Annotated in this window: 23 protein-coding genes and 1 pseudogene; 15 read left to right on the top strand and 9 right to left on the bottom strand. The window is 52.0% G+C overall.

Annotation, left to right across the window (positions count from 1 at the left end):
• Positions 1 to 6 precede the first annotated feature (6 nt).
• Together BJL95_RS12750 and gshB are read right to left on the bottom strand one after the other, a co-directional pair.
• Positions 7 to 900, bottom strand: a complete 894-nt coding sequence (locus BJL95_RS12750; RefSeq protein WP_064024670.1) for an energy transducer TonB — start codon at positions 898 to 900, stop codon at positions 7 to 9.
• 1 nt (position 901) lies between these two features.
• Positions 902 to 1,852, bottom strand: coding sequence for a glutathione synthase (gshB, locus tag BJL95_RS12745; RefSeq protein ID WP_064024669.1), 951 nt, complete (start codon positions 1,850 to 1,852; stop codon positions 902 to 904).
• A gap of 139 nt (positions 1,853 to 1,991) precedes the next feature.
• Between gshB and rpmB the strand changes: the two genes are divergently transcribed.
• Positions 1,992 to 2,228: a 50S ribosomal protein L28 gene (gene rpmB / locus BJL95_RS12740; RefSeq protein WP_064024667.1), complete on the top strand. Its 237-nt coding sequence runs from the start codon at positions 1,992 to 1,994 to the stop codon at positions 2,226 to 2,228.
• 11 nt (positions 2,229 to 2,239) lie between these two features.
• Positions 2,240 to 2,395 (top strand): 50S ribosomal protein L33, encoded by a 156-nt coding sequence (rpmG, locus tag BJL95_RS12735; protein ID WP_064024665.1) that lies wholly within the window; start codon positions 2,240 to 2,242, stop codon positions 2,393 to 2,395.
• Between the two features lie 51 nt (positions 2,396 to 2,446).
• Here rpmG and BJL95_RS12730 read toward each other — a convergent pair whose 3' ends face one another.
• Positions 2,447 to 3,796: a cyclic nucleotide-binding domain-containing protein gene (locus BJL95_RS12730; protein ID WP_071158487.1), complete on the bottom strand. Its 1,350-nt coding sequence runs from the start codon at positions 3,794 to 3,796 to the stop codon at positions 2,447 to 2,449.
• 146 nt (positions 3,797 to 3,942) lie between these two features.
• Between BJL95_RS12730 and BJL95_RS12725 the strand changes: the two genes are divergently transcribed.
• Positions 3,943 to 5,289: a DegQ family serine endoprotease gene (locus tag BJL95_RS12725; RefSeq protein ID WP_064024691.1), complete on the top strand. Its 1,347-nt coding sequence runs from the start codon at positions 3,943 to 3,945 to the stop codon at positions 5,287 to 5,289.
• Positions 5,290 to 5,335: 46 nt separating this feature from the next.
• Here BJL95_RS12725 and BJL95_RS12720 read toward each other — a convergent pair whose 3' ends face one another.
• The 3 genes from BJL95_RS12720 to rep all read right to left on the bottom strand — a co-directional run bounded on the left by BJL95_RS12720 (position 5,336) and on the right by rep (position 7,942).
• On the bottom strand, positions 5,336 to 5,602 hold the full coding sequence (locus BJL95_RS12720) for a hypothetical protein (protein ID WP_082885312.1): 267 nt from the start codon (positions 5,600 to 5,602) through the stop codon (positions 5,336 to 5,338).
• A complete protein-coding gene (locus BJL95_RS12715; RefSeq protein WP_064024659.1) occupies positions 5,602 to 5,820 on the bottom strand; it encodes a ribbon-helix-helix protein, CopG family in 219 nt (72 codons plus the stop codon). Before BJL95_RS12715 ends, BJL95_RS12720 begins: the two co-directional genes overlap by 1 nt.
• Positions 5,821 to 5,890: 70 nt before the next feature.
• A complete protein-coding gene (gene rep / locus BJL95_RS12710; protein ID WP_071158485.1) occupies positions 5,891 to 7,942 on the bottom strand; it encodes a DNA helicase Rep in 2,052 nt (683 codons plus the stop codon).
• A gap of 230 nt (positions 7,943 to 8,172) precedes the next feature.
• Here rep and BJL95_RS12705 point away from each other — a divergent pair, with 230 nt between their 5' ends.
• Complete coding sequence (locus BJL95_RS12705; RefSeq protein WP_071158483.1) at positions 8,173 to 8,763, top strand: Uma2 family endonuclease; 591 nt, start codon at positions 8,173 to 8,175, stop codon at positions 8,761 to 8,763.
• Between the two features lie 329 nt (positions 8,764 to 9,092).
• On the opposite strand, the gene BJL95_RS12700 is transcribed toward BJL95_RS12705, so the two are convergent.
• Positions 9,093 to 10,106: an integron integrase gene (locus BJL95_RS12700; RefSeq protein WP_071158481.1), complete on the bottom strand. Its 1,014-nt coding sequence runs from the start codon at positions 10,104 to 10,106 to the stop codon at positions 9,093 to 9,095.
• Between the two features lie 150 nt (positions 10,107 to 10,256).
• Between BJL95_RS12700 and BJL95_RS12695 the strand changes: the two genes are divergently transcribed.
• The 9 genes from BJL95_RS12695 (at position 10,257) to BJL95_RS12675 (ending at position 16,285) form a co-directional block, all read left to right on the top strand.
• A complete protein-coding gene (locus tag BJL95_RS12695; protein WP_071158479.1) occupies positions 10,257 to 11,021 on the top strand; it encodes a TIR domain-containing protein in 765 nt (254 codons plus the stop codon).
• 410 nt (positions 11,022 to 11,431) lie between these two features.
• Positions 11,432 to 11,734, top strand: a complete 303-nt coding sequence (locus BJL95_RS24680; protein ID WP_139306257.1) for a hypothetical protein — start codon at positions 11,432 to 11,434, stop codon at positions 11,732 to 11,734.
• A 209-nt stretch (positions 11,735 to 11,943) separates the two neighbouring features.
• Positions 11,944 to 12,723: a hypothetical protein gene (locus BJL95_RS24675; protein ID WP_139306256.1), complete on the top strand. Its 780-nt coding sequence runs from the start codon at positions 11,944 to 11,946 to the stop codon at positions 12,721 to 12,723.
• 29 nt (positions 12,724 to 12,752) lie between these two features.
• Entirely contained in the window at positions 12,753 to 13,181 is a 429-nt protein-coding gene (locus BJL95_RS12685) for a TfoX/Sxy family protein (RefSeq protein WP_368086604.1), read from the top strand.
• Between the two features lie 503 nt (positions 13,182 to 13,684).
• Positions 13,685 to 14,014 (top strand): hypothetical protein, encoded by a 330-nt coding sequence (locus tag BJL95_RS24665; protein WP_139306255.1) that lies wholly within the window; start codon positions 13,685 to 13,687, stop codon positions 14,012 to 14,014.
• Complete coding sequence (locus BJL95_RS24660) at positions 14,011 to 14,655, top strand: hypothetical protein (protein ID WP_139306254.1); 645 nt, start codon at positions 14,011 to 14,013, stop codon at positions 14,653 to 14,655. Before BJL95_RS24665 ends, BJL95_RS24660 begins: the two co-directional genes overlap by 4 nt.
• Before the next feature lie 162 nt (positions 14,656 to 14,817).
• Positions 14,818 to 15,126 carry a hypothetical protein gene (locus BJL95_RS24655; RefSeq protein ID WP_139306253.1) on the top strand — a complete coding sequence of 103 codons (309 nt, stop codon included), beginning with the start codon at positions 14,818 to 14,820 and terminating at the stop codon, positions 15,124 to 15,126.
• A 148-nt stretch (positions 15,127 to 15,274) separates the two neighbouring features.
• Positions 15,275 to 15,715 (top strand): SRPBCC domain-containing protein, encoded by a 441-nt coding sequence (locus tag BJL95_RS23950; protein ID WP_082885316.1) that lies wholly within the window; start codon positions 15,275 to 15,277, stop codon positions 15,713 to 15,715.
• 123 nt (positions 15,716 to 15,838) lie between these two features.
• Positions 15,839 to 16,285 carry an abscisic acid-deficient protein Aba4 family protein gene (locus BJL95_RS12675; RefSeq protein ID WP_139306252.1) on the top strand — a complete coding sequence of 149 codons (447 nt, stop codon included), beginning with the start codon at positions 15,839 to 15,841 and terminating at the stop codon, positions 16,283 to 16,285.
• Positions 16,286 to 16,416: 131 nt separating this feature from the next.
• Here the strand turns inward: BJL95_RS12675 and BJL95_RS25745 are convergent.
• Positions 16,417 to 16,566: pseudogene (locus BJL95_RS25745) on the bottom strand (transposase); the annotation flags it as partial.
• Positions 16,567 to 16,635: 69 nt separating this feature from the next.
• A complete protein-coding gene (locus BJL95_RS12665) occupies positions 16,636 to 17,256 on the bottom strand; it encodes a hypothetical protein (RefSeq protein WP_064024640.1) in 621 nt (206 codons plus the stop codon).
• A 1,153-nt stretch (positions 17,257 to 18,409) separates the two neighbouring features.
• Here BJL95_RS12665 and BJL95_RS12655 point away from each other — a divergent pair.
• Together BJL95_RS12655 and tnpB are read left to right on the top strand one after the other, a co-directional pair.
• Positions 18,410 to 18,817: a transposase gene (locus BJL95_RS12655; RefSeq protein ID WP_254786668.1), complete on the top strand. Its 408-nt coding sequence runs from the start codon at positions 18,410 to 18,412 to the stop codon at positions 18,815 to 18,817.
• Positions 18,793 to 19,143 (top strand): IS66 family insertion sequence element accessory protein TnpB, encoded by a 351-nt coding sequence (tnpB, locus tag BJL95_RS12650; RefSeq protein ID WP_064031840.1) that lies wholly within the window; start codon positions 18,793 to 18,795, stop codon positions 19,141 to 19,143. The genes BJL95_RS12655 and tnpB overlap by 25 nt, the downstream gene beginning before the upstream one ends.
• Positions 19,144 to 19,272: the final 129 nt, after the last annotated feature.

Below are 19,272 nucleotides of genomic sequence, written 5' to 3'. Positions count from 1 at the left end.
GTTGGGCTAGCGGGCGGTCATCCCGGTTTCGTCTGAAAATTTCCAGACTCTGGTTATTACCAAAACGTTCACTTCGCGCATCAATTCCTCGGGCAATTCGGCAAACGGCGCGCTCATCTTGACAATCCGCTTGGCGGCGTCGTCCAAGGCCGGGTTGCCGGAAGACCGGACGATGCGCATGCTGTAAATACTGCCGTCGGCGTTGATGCCGACATCCATGGTCAGCATTTGCTGGGAACCGGCTTTACGCGCAGCCTCAGGATAATTCAGATTGCCGGTACGCTCAACCTTGTCCTCCCAATCCTTGACGTATTGCGCCGCCAAATATTTATGCGTGCTGATGGCGTTGACGGACTTGATCTTGGTGTTTTCGGCGCTGAGCTGGCTGGCCCGGATACGCTCGCCGAGTTGGGCGATCTGCTGTTGCAAGGCTTCGGCCGACAATTTCGGTTTGTCTTCGAGCGGCTCGGCCACCTGTTCCGGTTCGACCGGCTGCTCGGGGCGCGATTCGACCTTGACCGGCGCTTGCGCCTGGGTCAGGACTTTTTGCACGACGGGTTTGGGAGACGGTGCCGCCGGCACGGGCGCAGCTTTAGGCCGCGGCTGACTTTCGGTTTGTTCCGCTCTCGGTAGAGTTTGCGGAATCGTCGCCGGCTTACGGGTTTCGCGGCCTGCGCCTATTTGGTGATCGGCGGCCAAGTATTTGGCTTCCTTGGGCGCCTGCTTGGCTGGCGCGTGCGAGACCGTGATTTCGATCGATTTGTCGGCCTTGGGCGGATGCGGCGCGGTGAAATTGACACCGAGCAGGACCGCGACATGAATGATCGCCGCGACGAATAGCGCGGTGAGCAGCGTGTCGCTTTGCGATAACGGCGTTGGCGTCAATGGCGGTGCGGACATTTCAGGCGGATACCTTGGCGGCGATATGGTCCATCAACTGGGCGCTGATGTTGATGCCGAATTGCTTGTCCAATTCCTGAACGCAGGTCGGGCTGGTAACGTTGACTTCGGTCAGATAGTCGCCGATCACGTCCAGACCGACAAAAATCAGACCTTTTTCGCGCAACACCGGGCCGACTTGCTCGGCAATCCAGCGATCCCTGGCGCTCAATTCGCGTCCTTCGCCTCGGCCGCCGGCCGCCAGATTGCCCCGGCTTTCGCCGCTGGCCGGGATGCGGGCCAAGCAATAAGGGACCGGCTCGCCGTTGACCATCAAGATGCGTTTGTCGCCGTCCCTGACTTCCGGCAGGTATTTTTGCGCCATGATGAAGCGGCTGCCGTGGTCGGTCATCGTTTCCAGAATCACGCTCAGGTTGGGATCGCCTTCGCGGACGTAGAAAATCGACGCGCCGCCCATGCCGTCCAGCGGCTTCAGAATGATTTCGCGGTGCTCCGCCAGGAATTCGCGAATGCGTTGCCGTTCGCGAGCCACCAAGGTGTCGGTGCAGCATTGCGGGAACCAGGCCGTGTACATTTTTTCGTTGGCGTCGCGTAGCGATTGCGGCTTATTGACCACGTAAACGCCCTGACGCTCGGCCTGTTCCAGCATGTAGGTCGCGTAGATGTATTCCTGATTGAACGGCGGGTCCTTGCGCATGATAATCGCATCGAGATCGGCCAATTCAATGCGTTGTTCGCCGGTAAACTCAAACCATCCGTTCGGATTGCGTTCCACCCTCAACAGCCGGCTGCGGGCATAAGCATGGCCGTTGCTGAGGTAAAGATCGGCGAGCTCCAGATAATGCAATTCCCAGCCTCGCGCCTGGGCCTCCAACAGCATGGCGAAACTGGTGTCTTTCTTGATGTTGATTTGGTCTATGGGGTCCATGACCATGCCGAGTTTGATAGCCATTGCTGTCCTTTCGCGGGGAAAACCGGAGAAAATAAGTCCGATTCTATCAAATTTATTTTCCGCGCTGTGGTTTACCGGCTTAAGTTTTTTTGATATAAAGCGCGGCTATTTTGAATTAAAAGCTCGCACTGAGGTAGTCATGTCCAGAGTATGCCAAGTAACAGGTAAAAACCCGCTGAGCGGCAATAACGTGTCGCACGCAATGAACCACACCAAAAGACGTTTTCTGCCCAATCTGCATTACCACAGATTTTGGGTCGAGAGCGAAAACCGTTGGGTCCGCTTGAGAGTGTCGCCGAAAGGCATGCGCATCATCGATAAAAACGGCATAGACTCAGTGTTGGCCGACATCCGCAAACGCGGCGAAAAAGTTTAAGGAGACTGACCATGCGCGACAAAATCAAATTGGTATCCAGCGAAGGCACCGGCCATTTCTATACCACCACCAAAAACAAAAAAACCATGCCCGAAAAAATGGAGATCAAAAAATACGATCCCGTCGTTCGCAAGCATGTGATGTACAAAGAAGCCAAAATCAAATAAAGGCTTTCCGTCCGCTGGATTGGGCCGGATGCCATCGCATCGCCGGCCCGGCTAGCGCGGTTTTTTCAATTCGGCCAGTTCGGCCTTCAACGCTTCAGTGTATTTGGCGAGTGCCAGATACTTCATCTCCAAAGCCTTTTTCTCGGCATCCAAAATATTGTATTTGGTCTTCAGTTGCTGCAACAAGCGGCGCATGCGGACCGTATCGTCTTGCAGCGACGACGATTCGGCGAACGATGCCTGGGTCGTCGCCGGCAAACTGCTGACCGGTTGCGGTTCGCTACCGGTGGTGTCGATGAAGTTACTGGTTTCGACGCCGTCGTCGATCGGAAACGACGAGGCCGTTTTCAATTGACCGGGATCGATCTGGTCTAAACCGCCGTTCAGGATCAAAGCGTTGAATTTGTGCCGGAGCAGGATGAACGCGGCGGTGGCGCTCATGCGGCCGCTTTGGCAAACCACCACGATGGGGTGTTGACGATTCAAGGTCTTGATCTGCATCCGCAGCGAGTAAAACGGCACGTTGATACTGAGCGGCAAATGACCTCGGCGATATTCGTCCGGCTCGCGCACGTCGATCAAATCGGCGCCCTTGGCCACCAGATCCTGCATCTCGTAATAATCGACGTACTTCAACGTGGGCGTCTTGATCAGCGTGATGAAGGCTTCCTTGGCCAGGCGCAACAACGACACCTCGGTCAGCGCGGTGATCGAAACGTTACGAGGCTCGCCGGAAATCAGCGCATCCTCGCCGAAGGTATCCTGATTGCCCAACTGCGCCAATTTAATGTCCTTGGCGTTGGGCGCCGGCTTGCGGCTGACCAGACATTGGCCTTTCTTGACGATGTAGTAATAGTCGCCGACATCGCCTTGCCTGACAATGACGTCGCCGGGATTGAAGCGGACCTCCTGCAAACCCATCAAAATTTTTTGCAAATTGGCGGGAGGCAACGCGCGAAATACCGGGGACTTCAACAACGTCGTCATCCAATCGTCGTTTTCCTCGACATCGTCAACTATCATATAACTCTCGGTTTCTTCGTACGGCGGCTCTTGCGCAGCCCTGATCATATCAGCACTCAAGCGTAAAAATCGAATCCTGCTATCCGCGAGCGCATTGACTTTTCGTGGGATCTGGTGCGCTAGCGCGAAGCGGGCCGACGTGCCGCCGGCCTTGATGGTTTCTATCGTCAACTCGTCAGTCTGTAGTGTGACGCTGCCGTCGATCAAATAAATCAGATCGTTACGATCCTCGCCGTAGCGAAACAAATAATCGCCCTCTTCGGCCTGTTCGATCTCGACCAGCCCGCACAACTCCTCGAACTTGTTGAACGGCAGCGTCGACAGCGGTATCAGTTGCCGGATGACCCGGCCTTCGGCGGAATGGATATCGACAGCCACGGGTCAGTTGCGGATAAAAAGTGGTGGGATTGCGTCGGATGCACTTGAATTATGATAGAACATTATTACTTATAGGCTTGTAGAAACATTTCGTCATCCAGCTTGTCCATGCTGGCATTTTTAACCGCCTAAAACCCGAAACCATGATGAAGATTACCCGATTGTTACTGATTATAGCGATAGGTCTCCAAAGCACCGGGGGCATGGCCGCGCTGCCCGGCCAAGTGGATGGCAGTCCGCTGCCGTCGTTGGCGCCGATGCTGGAACAAAGCATGCCCGCCGTGGTGAACATTTCCACCTCCACCAATGTGCGGATGCAGGAAAATCCGTTGATGAACGATCCGGTGTTTCGGCGCTTCTTCAACATACCCAACAATCCGCGCCAGCAACAAAAAAACAGTCTGGGTTCCGGCGTCATCGTCGATAAGGATCAAGGTTACGTGCTGACCAATAACCACGTCATCGACAAGGCCGACAAGATCACCGTGACCTTGGCGGACGGCCGGCAATTGAACGCCAAACTGCTCGGCGCCGATCCGGAAGCCGACGTGGCGGTTATTCAAATTCCGGCCGACAATCTGACCGCGTTGAAAGTCGCCGACTCCGGCCAACTCAAGGTCGGCGACTTCGTCGTGGCGATCGGCAACCCGTTCGGCCTCGGCCAAACCGTGACCTCCGGCATCGTCAGCGCCTTGGGCCGCTCCAATTTGGGTATCGAAGGTTACGAAGATTTCATTCAAACCGACGCCTCGATCAACCCCGGCAACTCCGGTGGCGCGCTAGTCAATCTGCGCGGCGAATTCGTCGGTATGAACACCGCGATTCTGGCGCCCAGCGGCGGTAACGTCGGCATTGGTTTCGCGATTCCGTCCAACATGGCGATGCGTTTAATGGAGTCGCTGGTTCAGCACGGCGAAGTCCGCCGCGGTCTGCTCGGCGTGACCACTCAGGATTTGACGCCGGATCTGATCAAGGCCTTTTCGTTGAAAAGCCAGCACGGCGCCGTGGTCAGCCGGGTCGAAGCCGGTTCGCCGGCCGAGAAAGCCGGTCTGGAACCCGGCGACATCATCGTCGGTATCAACGGCCAGGACGTCAAGGGCGGCAGTGCCCAAATCCGCAACGCGGTCGGCTTGCTGCAAATCGGCGACACCGCCAATCTGGACGTCGTGCGCGGCGAAGAGCGGATGAATCTGCAAGCCACGATAGGCAAACCCAAGCGTCCGCAATTGGCCGGCGACAAACTGCACCCCACGCTGAGCGGCGCGGCGCTGGGCGTGACGCCCAAGGATCAGGTCGAAGGCGTGCTGATCGAAAAAGTCGAGCAAAACTCCAAGGCCTGGAAAACCGGCTTACGCCCCGGCGACATCATCGTTACCGCCAACCGCTACCGGGTGCGCAATCTCGACGAAATCAAACAGGTGGTTAATCCGAACGCGCCGCTGCTGGTCAATCTGCAACGCGGCGGCGAGGCGTTTTTCGTAGTGCTGCAATAAATTGAAAAAAGCCGGGGTAAACTGGATTGCCCCGGCTTTCATCGAGCTACTTCGCACTATTCGGAAAATAGAACGACACGATTAACGTAATTAACGGCAAAGCACCGATCTTTATCAGCTCAAAAATATCCGCCAACGCTTTGTTGTCGGGATAACTGGCGTATCCAACGAATACCCCAATACAAATCGCCGCCATGCCCATTAACACCTGGCGGGCCAATTTTAGCCTATCGCTCTCGTCGAGTCCGACTTGGCTATCGCTCCGAAAAGCATCGTTGATATCAACGTCCCGGGATTGCGGCTTTTCAGCCATCAGACCCCCACAATTCTGCCGATGGCTTGCAATTCATGACTGTCGGCATTTTCGCGCACGATACCCAATGAATTGCCCTTGGATTTCTCCTGCTCGGCAACAGCCAGCAACGCGAAAGCCCGGCGCATGGCTTCGGCTTTGCTGATGCCTTCCTTGCGCGAAATTTCGGTGAGTTTTTGGTCGATCTCGGCGGAAAGATCTATCGTAAAGCGTGGCATGTCAATGCTCCTAAAAGTGAAACCGTCGACACAAAAGACTACTGCGAAATTACTGTAAATACAATGCAAATCAACTCAGCATCGCCTTCAAATTGGCCAAATTGGCCTTGCCGCGCTGTTTGCTTTCTTCCGGTGCCAACTGTTTCTTGTTGGCCCACTCCAAATCCTCTTCCGGCAATTCCGCCAAAAACCGGCTGGGTTCGCATTCGGCCATTTCGCCGTAGCGCTTGCGATGGGTGCAATAACTGAAGGTTAAGGTCCGTTGGGCGCGGGTGATACCCACATAGGCCAGTCGGCGTTCTTCCTCGATGTTGTCGGTCTCGATGCTGTTTTGATGCGGCAGCAGGTTTTCCTCCATGCCGATCATGAACACATGCGGAAACTCCAGACCCTTGGCGGCGTGCAGCGTCATCAGACTGACTTGATCGCCGGCCTGCTCTTCCTGGTTGCGGTCTAGGATGTCCAGCAGCATCACCTTGGCGATGACTTCGGCCAACGACTTGCCGGCGCCCGCTGCATGCGTCGCGCTAGCTCCGGCATTGCCATCGTCGCTAGACCCGTCTTTTACGGCGATGCGCTCCAGCCATTCGACCAGTTCCAGCACGTTTTTCATCCGCCGTTCGGCCGCCGCCGGCGTTTTGCTATTTTCCTGCAACCAGGATTGGTAATGAATCTGGTCGATCAGACGGTGGATGGTCTTGAAGGTGTCGCCGGTTTCGACCTCGCGGGCAGTGTCGGTAATCAGCTCGCAAAACTTGTGCAAACGTTGCGTCGACTTTTCGGAGATCCGCTGTTGCAAGCCGAACTCGCCGCAGGCGTCGAACAGACTGATATGCCGTTCGTTGGCGTAAGCGCCGAGTTTTTCCAGCGTAGTCGGGCCGATCTCGCGGCGTGGGGTGTTGATCACCCGCAAAAATGCCGCGTCGTCACCGGGATTGACCAACAAGCGCAGATAGGCCAACACGTCCTTGATCTCGGCGTGAGAAAAAAACGAGGCGCTACCGCTGATGAAGTAGGGCACGTTGTTCTCGCGCAATTCCTTCTCGAACAGCCGCGATTGGTGATTGCCGCGATACAGAATCGCGTAATCGCCGTACGAGCCTCCGGTCTTGAAGCGGTGGTGGACGATCTCGGCGACGATCTGCTTGGCCTCGGCGATGTCGTTCTTATGGCTCAGCACCCGCAGCGGGTCGCCGAATCCCAGCTCGCTCCACAATTTCTTCTCGAAGGCATGAGGGTTGTTGGCGATTAGATGGTTGGCGACCTTCAAGATCCGTCCCGCCGAGCGGTAATTCTGTTCCAGTTTAATCACCTGCAAGCGGCCGAAATCCTTCTGCAGCTGGCTTAAGTTCTCAGGTTGCGCCCCGCGCCAGGCGTAAATCGACTGGTCGTCGTCGCCGACCACGGTAAAGCGGCCCAGATTGCCCGACAACAGTTTCACCAACTGGTACTGAGTGATGTTAGTGTCCTGATACTCGTCCACCAGCAAATAACGAATCCGGTTCTGCCATTTTTCCAGCACCGCCGCATGCTGTTGAAACAGCAACACCGGCAACAGAATCAAGTCGTCGAAATCGACCGCGTTGTAGGCTTTCAGGCTGCGGGTGTAGGCCTCGTACAGCCTGGCCGGCGGATGCAGCGCCGCGTCCGGTAAATGCAAGGCCTGCTTGGGCGTAACGAAGGCGTTCTTCCATTGGCCGATCTGCCAGTTGTATTGATCGATCTGATCCTCTTCGCAATCCTTGATGCCGTGGCTGACCAGATTTTTCAGCAAGCTCAGCCGGTCTTGTTCGTCGAACAGGCTGATGCTGGATTTATACTCCAGCGTCTTGTACTCGGCGCGCAGTATGTCCAGGCCCAGCGAGTGAAAGGTCGAAACCCTAAGTCCCCGGCTTTGCTTGTCGTCCAGCAACTTGGACACCCGGCTCTTCATCTCCCGCGCCGCCTTGTTGGTGAAGGTCACCGCCGCGATATGCCGGGCCGGGGTGCCTTGCCGGACCAGATAGGCGATTTTCTCGGTAATCACCCGGGTCTTGCCGCTGCCGGCACCAGCCAACACCAGCAGCGGATGATCGATGGTTTTGACGGCGGCGAGTTGTTGCGGATTGAGTTTGGGGGACACGGACGGCAAATACAGCGAAACAACGAAGCGCTTATTATCTCAGGCTGGCGGAGTTTGTGCCGAGAGCATTTGGGGCGCGGCTTTCCAAGAACCCCCTGTAAAAAGGAAAGCAGGAAGTTGCCTGCTATTTTAGTTTTTCCGTAGAATTGAACGCCTATCGAGCTTCCCGCCATTTGCAGCACCGTCATTTGGTCTGCTCCCTTAATTGCGATGATTTGTCGAGGTGATTCATGTCCGCCGTGGTTAAACAAACCCGCTACACCGCCGAAGAATACTTAAGCCTGGAACGCAGCGCCGCGATTAAAAGCGAATTCCACGACGGGCAAATCCATGCCATGACCGGTGCCAGCCGCGAGCATAATTTGATAACCATCAATATCGCTGGAGAGTTACGAAGACAACTGAAAAACCGCCCCTGCGAAGCCTATGTCAACGACATGCGGGTCAAGGCCTCCAAGGCCCGCAGCTATCATTACCCGAACATCGCCGTGGTTTGCGGCAAACCGGAGTTCGAAGACACCCAGTTGGATACCTTGCTCAATCCCACGCTGCTGATCGAAGTGTTGTCACCGTCCACCGAGGCCTACGACCGCGGTGCAAAGTTTGCCCATTATCGAAAAATCGCCAGTTTGCGCGAATATCTGCTGGTCACCCAGGATCAGCCCGGCATCGAACGCTATCTGCGCCAAGGCGAAGTCTGGATAATGAGCGAGTCGCTGGGGTTGGACGCGAGCGTGTCGTTGGAAAGTATCGATTGCCAGCTCAGCTTGCGCGAGGTTTATGACAAGGTATGCGAGGACGGCGAAAATCAGGTGGGTTAAGCTAGTCGTGTTTCAGCGGCGGTGCTAGCGCCATCGGTTACTATCATGCGGAGAAACGCCTGTCGGCTTACGCGGGTTTTGCAAGACCTGGCGCCGATGGATTTCTGCTGGCTTGTTGCTCGGTTTGGTGCTTATTTAATTAAATCCAGCGGACTGGTCACGCCTTTACCGCCTTTGTTCAGTACATGGGTGTATATCATGGTCGTGGGTAACTATTCAGAGGCCGTTTGGGGGAAGGTGGTTACCAATGGCGTCAAGTTAAGCGGTTACAGTCAATGTAAGCCGCTGGCTGAGCGGAGCCGAAGCCAGCGATTTCGCTTCGACTCCGCTCAGCGAACGGCATAGCTGACATCAAGGTATTCACCCCCCCCCGCTCCGTCGGGAGAGGGCGTTTTTACTTCGCGCTGAATAGTTACGGTTGTGGAGACATCGCTGTGGCCGAGCAACTCCTGCACGGTACGGATGTCGTAGCCGGCTTGCAATATATGGGTCGCAAAAGAATGGCGCAGGGTATGCGGCGAAGTCGGCTTGACGACGCCCGCCGCCGCGGCCGCTTTTTTGACATAGCGCTGCACCTGCTTTTCATCGACATGGTGGCGGCGTTCGACTTTGGAACGCGGATCGACGGAATAATTTGCCGCTGCAAACACGTATTGCCAGCCCCATTCCCTTGCCGCGTTGGGATATTTGACCGCCAGCGCGTCGGGCAACCAGACATCGACTTTCCCCAAGCGCAAATCCTCGTCGTGCCAAGACTTGCGCAGCGCCAGTTGCGTCCGCATCGGCTCCAACAAACTATCCGGCAACATCGTTACGCGGTCTTTGCCGCCCTTGCCGTCGCGAACCACAATCTCCTTGCGGGATAACTCCACATCCTTGACCCGCAAACGAACCGCTTCCATCAATCGCATGCCGGTGCCGTAAAGCAAGCGAATGAGGAGGCCTATGGGCTGCGGCGCTGATTCCGCGTGTTTGAGCAGTTGCTGCACTTCGGCCGTCGTCAACACCACCGGCAATCTGCGCGGCTTTTTCGAGCGCTCGAAACCGTCCAACCAAGGCAATTGCACCGCCAGCACGTCGCGATACAAAAACAGAATGGCCGACAAAGCCTGATTTTGCGTGGAGCTGGAGACATGCCGCTCGGTTGCCAGATAGGTCAAGAACCGTTCGACTTCGGCCGCGCCCATCTCTGTCGGATGACGCTTGCCGTTAAACAAAATAAATTGCTTAATCCAGGAGACGTAGGTATCCTCGGTACTCAGACTGTAGTGCTTGAAACGAATTTTATCGCGTACCTGATCCAGTCGTTTTTTTGGCGGTGCCGATGTCGTATTTGTTTCCATAACATGTCCCGTTTGTCCGAGCCATTTCGTTCACAAACAATAACTTGCTATCATGAAAAAAGGATTATAGGACAAGCGATGTCGTATACATTACGTTAGATTTCATTTTCAAGCAAAATACATGACTAAGCCCAAGAAAGGATTGAAATAATGTTGGCCGACATTTCCAATCGCGTATTCCTTTCCTATGCCAAAGAAAATGAAGACAAAGTAGACGATGTCTATCAGTTGCTCAATGCTAGTGGAGTTGATGTCTGGATGGATAAGTACGATTTGGTCGGCGGCCAAAACTGGGATTCCACAATTAAGTCTGAAATAGAAAAGTCCGCTGTATTTGTCGCCTTTTTGTCTAGTGCTTCAGTTTCAAAAACTGGAATAGTACAGAAAGAGTTTAAGTTTGCTTTGGAGCAACAGTCCAAGCGACCCGAAAACAGTATTTTCGTCATTCCCGTGAGAATCGATGAATGCGAGATTCCTAGCCTTCTCGCAGAATATCACTGCATTAATTCAACAAATCTCCTCCAAGGTGCCAGAACGCTCCTAAAGTCAATTAATGAGGCACTTGAAATTCGGAATAGATTTGCTAGAGGAAAAGTTTCGAGAAATGTTCTACAGCGCCCACTACACGACTATATTGTTGAAGAGCCAGGGCAAAATATACACAATAAGGATTTTGTAGTGCTAGCTCCTTTTAGTGGGATGTTTTACAGAGGCCCAAGTCCCGAAGAAAGCCCTTATTGCAGGAAAGGTGATAGTATCTCAAAAGGAGATGCGATGTTTATATTGGAATCATGTAAAACATATATAGTCTTTCGAGCGCACAGGAACGGCATAGTGACAACATTCCTAGCCGAGAATGACTCGTTGGTTAAAAAGGATGATCCTTTAATTGTATTCAGACCAGTAATGAAATGATCCAATAATAGATGAATAGCTCAAGTTTCAAATCTAACATTACGCTCAAGCCGACCCGCTTTCTCTACGCTCCAGCGGTCGGCTTAGCTCTACGTTAGCCATACGCAATGGAGTTACTACATCAAAATGATGATATTACGAGTCTTATCTGGAAAGACGCGTTCGTAGTGTTTTCGATTATTTTGGTATATGACGGTGTCCGCATCCTTACTGTTGGCGGCCAGACGCGAAGGGGGATCAAGACTCTTGTATCTGGCGTATCACTGCTTTTAGTCATGATTGCTATGGCGTTTTGGGTGTCGCACACTATGGGCAAGCTTAACAACTTGATGGCCACTGCATCACGTGCAGAACTTTCCAGTAATTAGGGTGCTGACACATCACCGGAGAAACGTGAGTACGGAAGCCGTGTGCTTGCTTCATTTGCGTATGTTGACAATGGGATCCTCACAAAGTACTTCGATAAACAATATGGCTGGAAAGCATATTGCCCAAATGAGAAAGACATTGCATTACACGATCAAAAGCTTACGACCAAAATGCAGGTGCAACAGGTTGAAAATGACGCGGGGTCATCGATTTACCGTTGGATTGTCTTTGGCCTTATATCCGCCTTGGTAGGTTGGTTTGCAGGACGTAAAGTACGCAAGACTATGGCTAACCCACCGCTCAACCCGGACGATCCGCCTAACGGCGGCCCGCCGGTTAGCTAATACGTTAGGGCGTTCTAGGGTTGAAAGTTTAGATTTGCCTTTGTCAGCTTTGGTGGTTACTGACAGTTTTTTGGTTTACATAGCAAAGAAAAAATCAGGTCTTGCAAAATTATATTTTGATTTGTCACCGCAAGACCCCATGACTCCATTTTTTTCAGTTGCTTATTAATATTGATTTAGATTACCCCATTCAAATAACATAAAATTTTATGAAACTATTTAGCCTCAAACAAATACAACTCAATATATTATTGTTATTCAGTTTTTGCTTTAGCAATTCTTATGCATCAACAGTTACATGGGTATACAGTGGCACCCTCTATGACGTGTTTGATTATGAGGACCTCTCATCAAGCAAAGGTCACTTATCACAAACACCAACTGTAGGATCAGCATGGTCAGCACACGTAACATACAATACTGAAACTAATGATAGTTTTAGTGATCCAAGTCTTGGAGCTTATTACGATGCAATCATGTCAGTTAATTTAACAATTGGCAATGATACGGTATCGATTAAAGCCGATGGAGTTGGAGCGATGGGACGTGATGGATTTGAACACGATTATAACCGCGTAACCAGTGACGCCTCTTACAGTATCTATAAAACGAACAACACCTATGAAACTAGAATCATTGACATCTATCCATCCGAATTTGCTTCGAATGATTTTGCCTTTGAAGAGTTTCAACTTTCTTTTACACATTCATTAGCGAGCGGAGATAAGATGTTAACTAATCCACCCAGCCTTGAATCTAATATTTTACATGATGGATTTATACAGTGGAGATTTGAAGATGAAGCAAGCCCTAACTGGAGATACTATTTTGATGTAAGGGGTTCTATCGATTCAATTCAAATTTTACCTGCTGCCGTGATTCCAGTACCGGGAGCGGTCTGGTTATTCGGCAGTGGGATCATAGGACTGTTTGGCTTTAAGCGCGGTAGTAAGCGCAGGGGCAGGCCTAACATTCCAGCATCGGCCTAACAGCGCAGTCAAAAGGGACGCGCCGCCCTATGGCGGTTTTGAAAGTTTGTTTTTTTATCAAGGTTTTGCGGCTTCGTTCAAGCTTAGTGAGCGGCGCGCCCCTTACCTTTACGTTAGGCATTAACCGCATGACGACCTCTCAAACAACCATGGACTTTCTCCTAGACCAACTCTCGAGTCTAGGCCAAGTATCCGCAAAAAAGATGTTTGGGGAGTACTGTTTGTATTTGGCGGGGAAACCCGTCGCACTAGTCTGCGACGATCAGCTGTTTCTAAAACCCACGAGTACTGGCCGAGGGTTTATTTCACAGGTAATTGAAGGCTCTCCTTATCCCGGAGCAAAACCCCACCTTTTAGTTACCGCAGACTTGTGGGAAGACAGAGACTGGCTAAGCCAGTTAATTCAGGTTACGGCAAATGAGCTCCCCCAACCCAAGCCCAAGAAGAAAAATGCCTAACGAATAAGGTTAGATGGTGCGAGCGCAACGCGCGAAGCCACCATCTGAACCGATTGTTGGACAAGCCCTGGGTTCGGTGGGTCACTTTAATATAAGAAAATAGCTTTTCGGTGTTTTGGGCGGTTGCGGTCTGTTTATGACGTTGCTTTCAAAAAACAGACCGCAGTGATCGTGATGGCGGTTAGGCCTCTCTATCGTCTTGGGCTGCAACCCTTTGAGCTTGAGGTGTTTAAGATGGCTTTGATAGTTTGGCTTGAAATCGGATTCGGGTGATGGTGTCATTGACGAGTAACCTCATGATTCGTTGTGGAATGTCCACTCTTAAAGAGGGCGTGAGGTTACATTTTATGAACTACCTGCCAATCGGGATATTCTCCGCGTTAGCGGCTTCGTCCAACATGGCGCTCAATCGGAGCGCGGTTATAATGCGGCTTTATTCCTCAGCTTTCTGTGTCGCGCCCGGTTAGCTCTACGTTAGGCACCTCAAATTTTCCGGAGCTACTATGTCACGCCCATTTCTCGGTCGATCAGCCATCGTAGATATCATCGAGGATGAAGAGCGCACGAATGCCGTTCAAAAGCGTGAAGGACTGATGAATCATCCGGTGCGCTTTACGGTATGTGGTTACCCAGATCCGAACCGTGGTGGCTGGCATACCATTAATGCGGATCGCACGGTTCCATCGTCTGGTGAGTGCGAGGCACTTCTCAAAGCGGATAATGTCGCGCGTAAGTCCAAGAAGCCTAACAAAGGTAAGGGACCGACAAGTTCCTACACATTAATATTTTGGTACCTTATAAATACAATACATAGGAAAGTAGAAAACTTATGATTAAAAAACTATTATCAACTGCAACGCTTATGTCATTTCCCTTGCTGGCGGCAGGGGCAAATACAGCAACAGATACAACGACCATCCTTATTATTAATGAATCATCAAGTATACTTACTTACAACCCATCATATTGGGATGAGCCTAGAGAGCTAATTAATGCTAATTTTGGTGGATTAGTTCGGGTCTTACAAACTGATTACTATATCGATACTAAGTATGACGGTACTCCAAGTTATGAGCCTTTAACTTTACGTAACATTAGTATAAATTTTCCAACATTAGATCTTCCACCTGAAGTATCTGGTTTCAGTCCTATATATAGCATCGGTCCTTTTAACATGTTTGGCACAGAAATATCCGGTTTTGAGTGGAATTTTTGCGCTCTTGAAACCGCAATGGGATATATGTGCTCAAATACAACTTTGCATTGGGGCGTTCCTGAAAGTCTTGTGGGCACATTTGATGGCACACATCTTATAATCGACGGGTATCTGTCGCATGACTGGTCAGGAGGTTACTATAGCTTTCACGTCGAGGCGTCACCAGTGCCACTACCAAGTGCTTTAGCACTATTTGCCAGTGGCATTGCCGCAGCATTTGGAATGCTAAGATTCAAAGCATCAAATAATCCCGCGTAGATACTATTAGCGATAGCATAATCGGAGGAATGTTGGTTTGAATTGTGCGAACACAAGCTAATCCCAGTAGCCCGTTGCAAAAGTGAAATCGCCGTCCAACCCCTCATTCAAGCGGGACGCCTCACGGCACACCTTAATTTAAGCGTTAGGCCAGGAATATTTATGACCACAGCCGCTTCAAATGCAAAAAGTAGTATTGAGGTAACAGTTACGCACAACCCTTTTGCGTTCTTCTATAAAGCACTCACTGCTACGATTACGATCAACGGAAATATAGAACGCAAACCTTGGGGGAAATATGTCTATGATTTACCTCCCGGAGATTACGAAGTCGCTGCATCCTATCCATGGATTTTGCGCGAATGTGGTAAAAATTCCGTTCGTTTTACTCTAGCGCCAGGTCAAACAAAAAAAGTTAGATATTGCGCCCGGTTAATACGCTTCATTCCTGGCGCCATCAGCGTTGCTTGAAATTCAATACTAACCAGCATGTTGTTTCAAAATAAAAACCAACCGCAATCGAAGAACCACTCAAATGCCCGCTTGCGCGAAAAGTTGAGTAGGCCGGTGAATTAAGACGTTATGCAGTAATAACCCAAGTTACCTCGGAGTCATGGTTATGAGTGAAGATAGAACAATGCGCACTTCCAGAAACTTGCCATACACGCCCAAGGAAATATACCGCGCTTTTTCATCAGCTGATTTGTTGGCTTTATGGTGGGGGCCTGAAGGTTTTTCCAACACCTTTGAAATTTTTGAGTTCACTGAAGGTGGTCGCTGGAAGTTCATCATGCACGGCCCTGATGGGAACAACTATCCCAATGACAGTTTCTTCGAGGAACTTGTACCTGATACCAAAATCGTGATCCATCATGATTGCCCTCCAAACTTCAAGCTTACCGTGCAACTCGTTCCTGTCAGCGAAGGTACGCACTTGACTTGGGAACAAGTATTCGAAGACGCCGAAACAGCTCAAGCCGTCAAGCAAAGGGTTGGCTCCGCAAACGAGCAGAATATTGATCGTCTGACACGTGTGCTCGGCAAAGGCCCCAATGCATAACATGACGCTCGACCGGAGCTCGGTTTTACGACGGCTTTATTTTTCAGTTTTCCGTGCCGCGCCCGGTTAGCTTTAGACCCCACACAAACCCGCCGCGCATGCGGCCAAATAGGGGACATCACCTTGCCCGAGAGCGCCTTTTCCATCGTGAGCATTGCCGCCATGGCGGCCTGGTTGGGCCTTGCGGTCGCGGCTCCACTACCGGCCGGCCGAACTCGCGAGAACATCTTGTTCGTCAGCGGTCGAGTAGCACCACTCTTGCTCTGCATGGCTTATGTCGCGTTTCTCGCTCGGTACTGGGGCTCAACGCCCGGCGGAGGATTTCAGTCGCTTGAGGCCGTGCAGATTCTGTTCGCCGCCCCTGGCAAGATGCTCGGCGCTTGGACGCACTTTCTCGCCTTCGACCTTCTCGTCGGCAGGTGGTTGGTCGACGACGCCTCGTCCGAAGGCAATTCCCGCCTTCCGCTTGTTATCGCCCTACCCACCACGTTCCTGTTTGGCCCGCTCGGACTATTGCTTTACCTGGCAAGTCGAGCGCTACTCAGCGCAAAGCGGGCGCGGGCGCAGTGAGGTCTACCCCACTTAGTTCGGCTAGATAATTAGTAGGATTCGGCGGCCCATGGCATTCGTCGTTCGATCTCCGCAAGCGTTCGAGCCTTGCGCAGTCCTTTAAAAATATGTCTCGGATAGCGGCAAGGTTCCAGGCTGTACCGGTTGGCGCTGGCCTTGGCGCCGTTAACGGTATCGGCGAAAATCCAATTGCCGCGGCCAATCCGGAAGGGGCGAATGGCGCGTTCGACGGCATTGTTGTCGAAGTCCGGCCGCCCTTCTTCGCGATAGACGGTGAGCGCTGCCCAATGCGTGCCCGGTACGCCAAGGCTTTGCCGATCAGGCCGCTCGGTAAGACTTGGGTTATCCGATTACGGCGCGCAACTGACGACTAGCTCGTCGCTGAATTGGCCGACTTCGACATCCTTGACCACATAAACCGCCGTATAACGCCGTAACTCCGGCTTGCCGGCAATCAACAGCGGACGGTTATCGACATAGCGGGTTAGCGTATCGCGCGCTAAAAACAAAAACTCGCTATCGTTGTCGCGCTGCGAATAAATATTGATGCCGTCGCTTTTGGACTTTTGAAAACTCAACACCACAATACCGCCGGTCTGATCGACCGCCTTCAAAATCGGTTTGGCATCCGATAAATCCGTACTGATTTCCGCACCGACGATACCCAGCAGATTGCCGAGCGCATCCGTGTAACTGGGATGAGATTTGATACGCCGAGCCAAAGCTCTTACCTTATCTTCCAATTGATTGCGGTAAGCCTGTTTCTCTGCGGTGGCATGATGAGAGGCAGCCGCGGCAATATTGGCGGCGGCCACTTTACCGTGCAGTTCCTTATTATCGCTACCACAGCCGGCAATATCCTCATCGGATAAGCCCAGCTGCGTTTTCAAACTGGCAAGATTCAAGATAAATCGATCATGCCACATCAATAACTCGCCATCGGGACGCGGAAAATAATCCGATTTAGCCATGGGATGCTCTCCTTTTTAAAACAAAGCGATTAAAGCCATGCGGGAATCGGCGAATCCGAAAGCCGGCATGGCGGAAATGATCCATCGACGGGATTTCTAACACTAGAAATAGGTCGCGACGAATTATAGGTAAGCTCTCCGCTTCTACAAGTGCGGTAAAATGTCGCACTATTGGCCGATAAAACCGGGCGAAGGCATGAGCAATCGCCTTGTGGTCATTTCCGAAGCATCCGGGCGGGTTTCCGACGGCCGCGAAGGCGTTCCCAAAGGCTTGGAAGACGCATAAATCCAACCCGAAGGCACATAAAAATGTCCGGAAGGCACCTTCGCAACCCAGGAAGGCGCATCCGAAACACCGGAAGGCACGCTCAAGCCAGCCGCAGGCACCTTCCAAAGGCCGGAAGGCAACTTCTAGCGATTTTTATGTGCCTTCGGCTTGGGTTTATGTACGGTCGGGGCTCATGGGAGTGCGTTCAAGCCGATTTTATGCCGCAATTTCTGGGGGTCTCGCCGATTTTGACTGGTAAGCTTGGCCCAAAAATCAATCGTGAGCCACAAGAAAACACCTTTTATTACAATCGCTTATTTTATATATGGCACTTGGCGCCGTTGTTTGCGCTCAAGCTTGCCAGATAGAACCAATTTTGAGCCAAATGATGGGAGATGGGAAAGTACACCGATCCTATCCGTCTTGGCTAAAACTGGCCGTCCTAATCCCAGTTTCAATACCACTCTAATGTGTGACGCATCATGCCTGTCGTCTAATACGTTCAGAGCGAGTAGACCTTGGACTTGCAACGCTTCGGCGTATACCTCCATGGCATTTTGTCTGTCACGAGCCAGAGAAAAAAACTTGCCCAGAGTATCGATGGCATCTTGTTGTTAGCCTTTCTAAGGTCAGCATCGTAAATTCATGAAAGTGGGATGAGTCATGATGGGCTTATCATGATTTTGTCTATACAATAACCTGATGAGATTGACTTTTGATCCCGCCAAGAACGCCCGAAATATCCAGGAACGCGGTTTGCCTTTCACTATGGTCGAAAACTTCGATTGGCAACATGCCTTGATCGTAAGCGGTCCTTTAACAGCATCTGTATAAACAGCTCGAAAGGAACGAAGATAGTGTCCACTTATAATCAGGTGGACACCTATGAAGGAGCATAACACGCGATTATCGCGGCCATTAATCGTGGGGCACGGGCGAGACGGCCGTTGCCTTTATGATCCGGAAGCCAAGCGGGAGCTAGTGAAAGTTTGCTTGCATTCGGGCACATCGGTTGCCAAGATCGCTCTGCAATACGGTATCAATGCCAATCTGCTGCGCAAGTGGATGGGGCATTACCGAGAAACAGGACATCCGAATCCGAACAGTCCATTAACGTTGCCGGCTTTTGTGCCCGTTCAGTCGCTGAGCGCAGAGAAACCGGCTGAGTCAGCGCTCAGTGCGGAGTTGCCCAACGGCGTTAAACTCGCGTTACAGCCTGTCGAGCTGAGCGACCTGCCGGTGATTTTGAAGGCGTTGGCCGAGCTGCCATGTTTCGTTTCGACGCAGGATTGAAGGTCTACCTGCACCGCGAGCCGGTCGACGGCCGCAAGGCCATCAATGGTTTAGCGCTGCTGGTTGAGCAGGCATTAGGCTTGAATCCGTTCGAGCCGGCCATCTACGTGTTCAGCAATCGCCGGCGGGATCGGATCAAACTGCTGTTGTGGGACCGCACCGGTTTTTGGTTGATGCTCAAGCGGCTGGAAGCCGACCGTTTTCACTGGCCGAAAGAGGCAGCAGTTGTGACGTTGACGGTCGAGCAACTCCACTGGTTGTTAGCCGGTATTGACTTGGCCGCGATGCGGCCGCATCCGGCACGAACCTATACCCAAGTAGGCTGAAACGCGGATGTAAAGCCGGTAAAATAACGGCATGACGCCCACCATCACGCTGTCCACCGAAGACTACCAAGCCTTGCTGGCCGAGCAGCAACGGCTGGCGAGTCAACTGCGGTTGGTGACGGTCGAGCG

It is taken from the genome of Methylomonas sp. LWB (assembly GCF_001856095.1).
Lineage (GTDB): Bacteria > Pseudomonadota > Gammaproteobacteria > Methylococcales > Methylomonadaceae > Methylomonas > Methylomonas koyamae_A.
The sequence above is the reverse complement of the archived record's forward strand: the minus strand, read 5'-3'. Positions and strand labels throughout refer to the sequence as shown.

Coding starts and splice junctions, on each gene's coding strand:
- BJL95_RS12750 (WP_064024670.1), bottom strand. CDS start 900: ATGTCCGCACCGCCATTGACGCCAACGCCGTTATCGCAAAGCGACACG.
- gshB (WP_064024669.1), bottom strand. CDS start 1,852: ATGGCTATCAAACTCGGCATGGTCATGGACCCCATAGACCAAATCAAC.
- rpmB (WP_064024667.1), top strand. CDS start 1,992: ATGTCCAGAGTATGCCAAGTAACAGGTAAAAACCCGCTGAGCGGCAAT.
- rpmG (WP_064024665.1), top strand. CDS start 2,240: ATGCGCGACAAAATCAAATTGGTATCCAGCGAAGGCACCGGCCATTTC.
- BJL95_RS12725 (WP_064024691.1), top strand. CDS start 3,943: ATGAAGATTACCCGATTGTTACTGATTATAGCGATAGGTCTCCAAAGC.
- BJL95_RS12720 (WP_082885312.1), bottom strand. CDS start 5,602: ATGGCTGAAAAGCCGCAATCCCGGGACGTTGATATCAACGATGCTTTT.
- BJL95_RS12715 (WP_064024659.1), bottom strand. CDS start 5,820: ATGCCACGCTTTACGATAGATCTTTCCGCCGAGATCGACCAAAAACTC.
- BJL95_RS12705 (WP_071158483.1), top strand. CDS start 8,173: ATGTCCGCCGTGGTTAAACAAACCCGCTACACCGCCGAAGAATACTTA.
- BJL95_RS12700 (WP_071158481.1), bottom strand. CDS start 10,106: ATGGAAACAAATACGACATCGGCACCGCCAAAAAAACGACTGGATCAG.
- BJL95_RS12695 (WP_071158479.1), top strand. CDS start 10,257: ATGTTGGCCGACATTTCCAATCGCGTATTCCTTTCCTATGCCAAAGAA.
- BJL95_RS24675 (WP_139306256.1), top strand. CDS start 11,944: ATGAAACTATTTAGCCTCAAACAAATACAACTCAATATATTATTGTTA.
- BJL95_RS12685 (WP_368086604.1), top strand. CDS start 12,753: ATGGCGGTTTTGAAAGTTTGTTTTTTTATCAAGGTTTTGCGGCTTCGT.
- BJL95_RS24665 (WP_139306255.1), top strand. CDS start 13,685: ATGTCACGCCCATTTCTCGGTCGATCAGCCATCGTAGATATCATCGAG.
- BJL95_RS24660 (WP_139306254.1), top strand. CDS start 14,011: ATGATTAAAAAACTATTATCAACTGCAACGCTTATGTCATTTCCCTTG.
- BJL95_RS24655 (WP_139306253.1), top strand. CDS start 14,818: ATGACCACAGCCGCTTCAAATGCAAAAAGTAGTATTGAGGTAACAGTT.
- BJL95_RS23950 (WP_082885316.1), top strand. CDS start 15,275: ATGAGTGAAGATAGAACAATGCGCACTTCCAGAAACTTGCCATACACG.
- BJL95_RS12665 (WP_064024640.1), bottom strand. CDS start 17,256: ATGGCTAAATCGGATTATTTTCCGCGTCCCGATGGCGAGTTATTGATG.
- BJL95_RS12655 (WP_254786668.1), top strand. CDS start 18,410: ATGAAGGAGCATAACACGCGATTATCGCGGCCATTAATCGTGGGGCAC.
- tnpB (WP_064031840.1), top strand. CDS start 18,793: ATGTTTCGTTTCGACGCAGGATTGAAGGTCTACCTGCACCGCGAGCCG.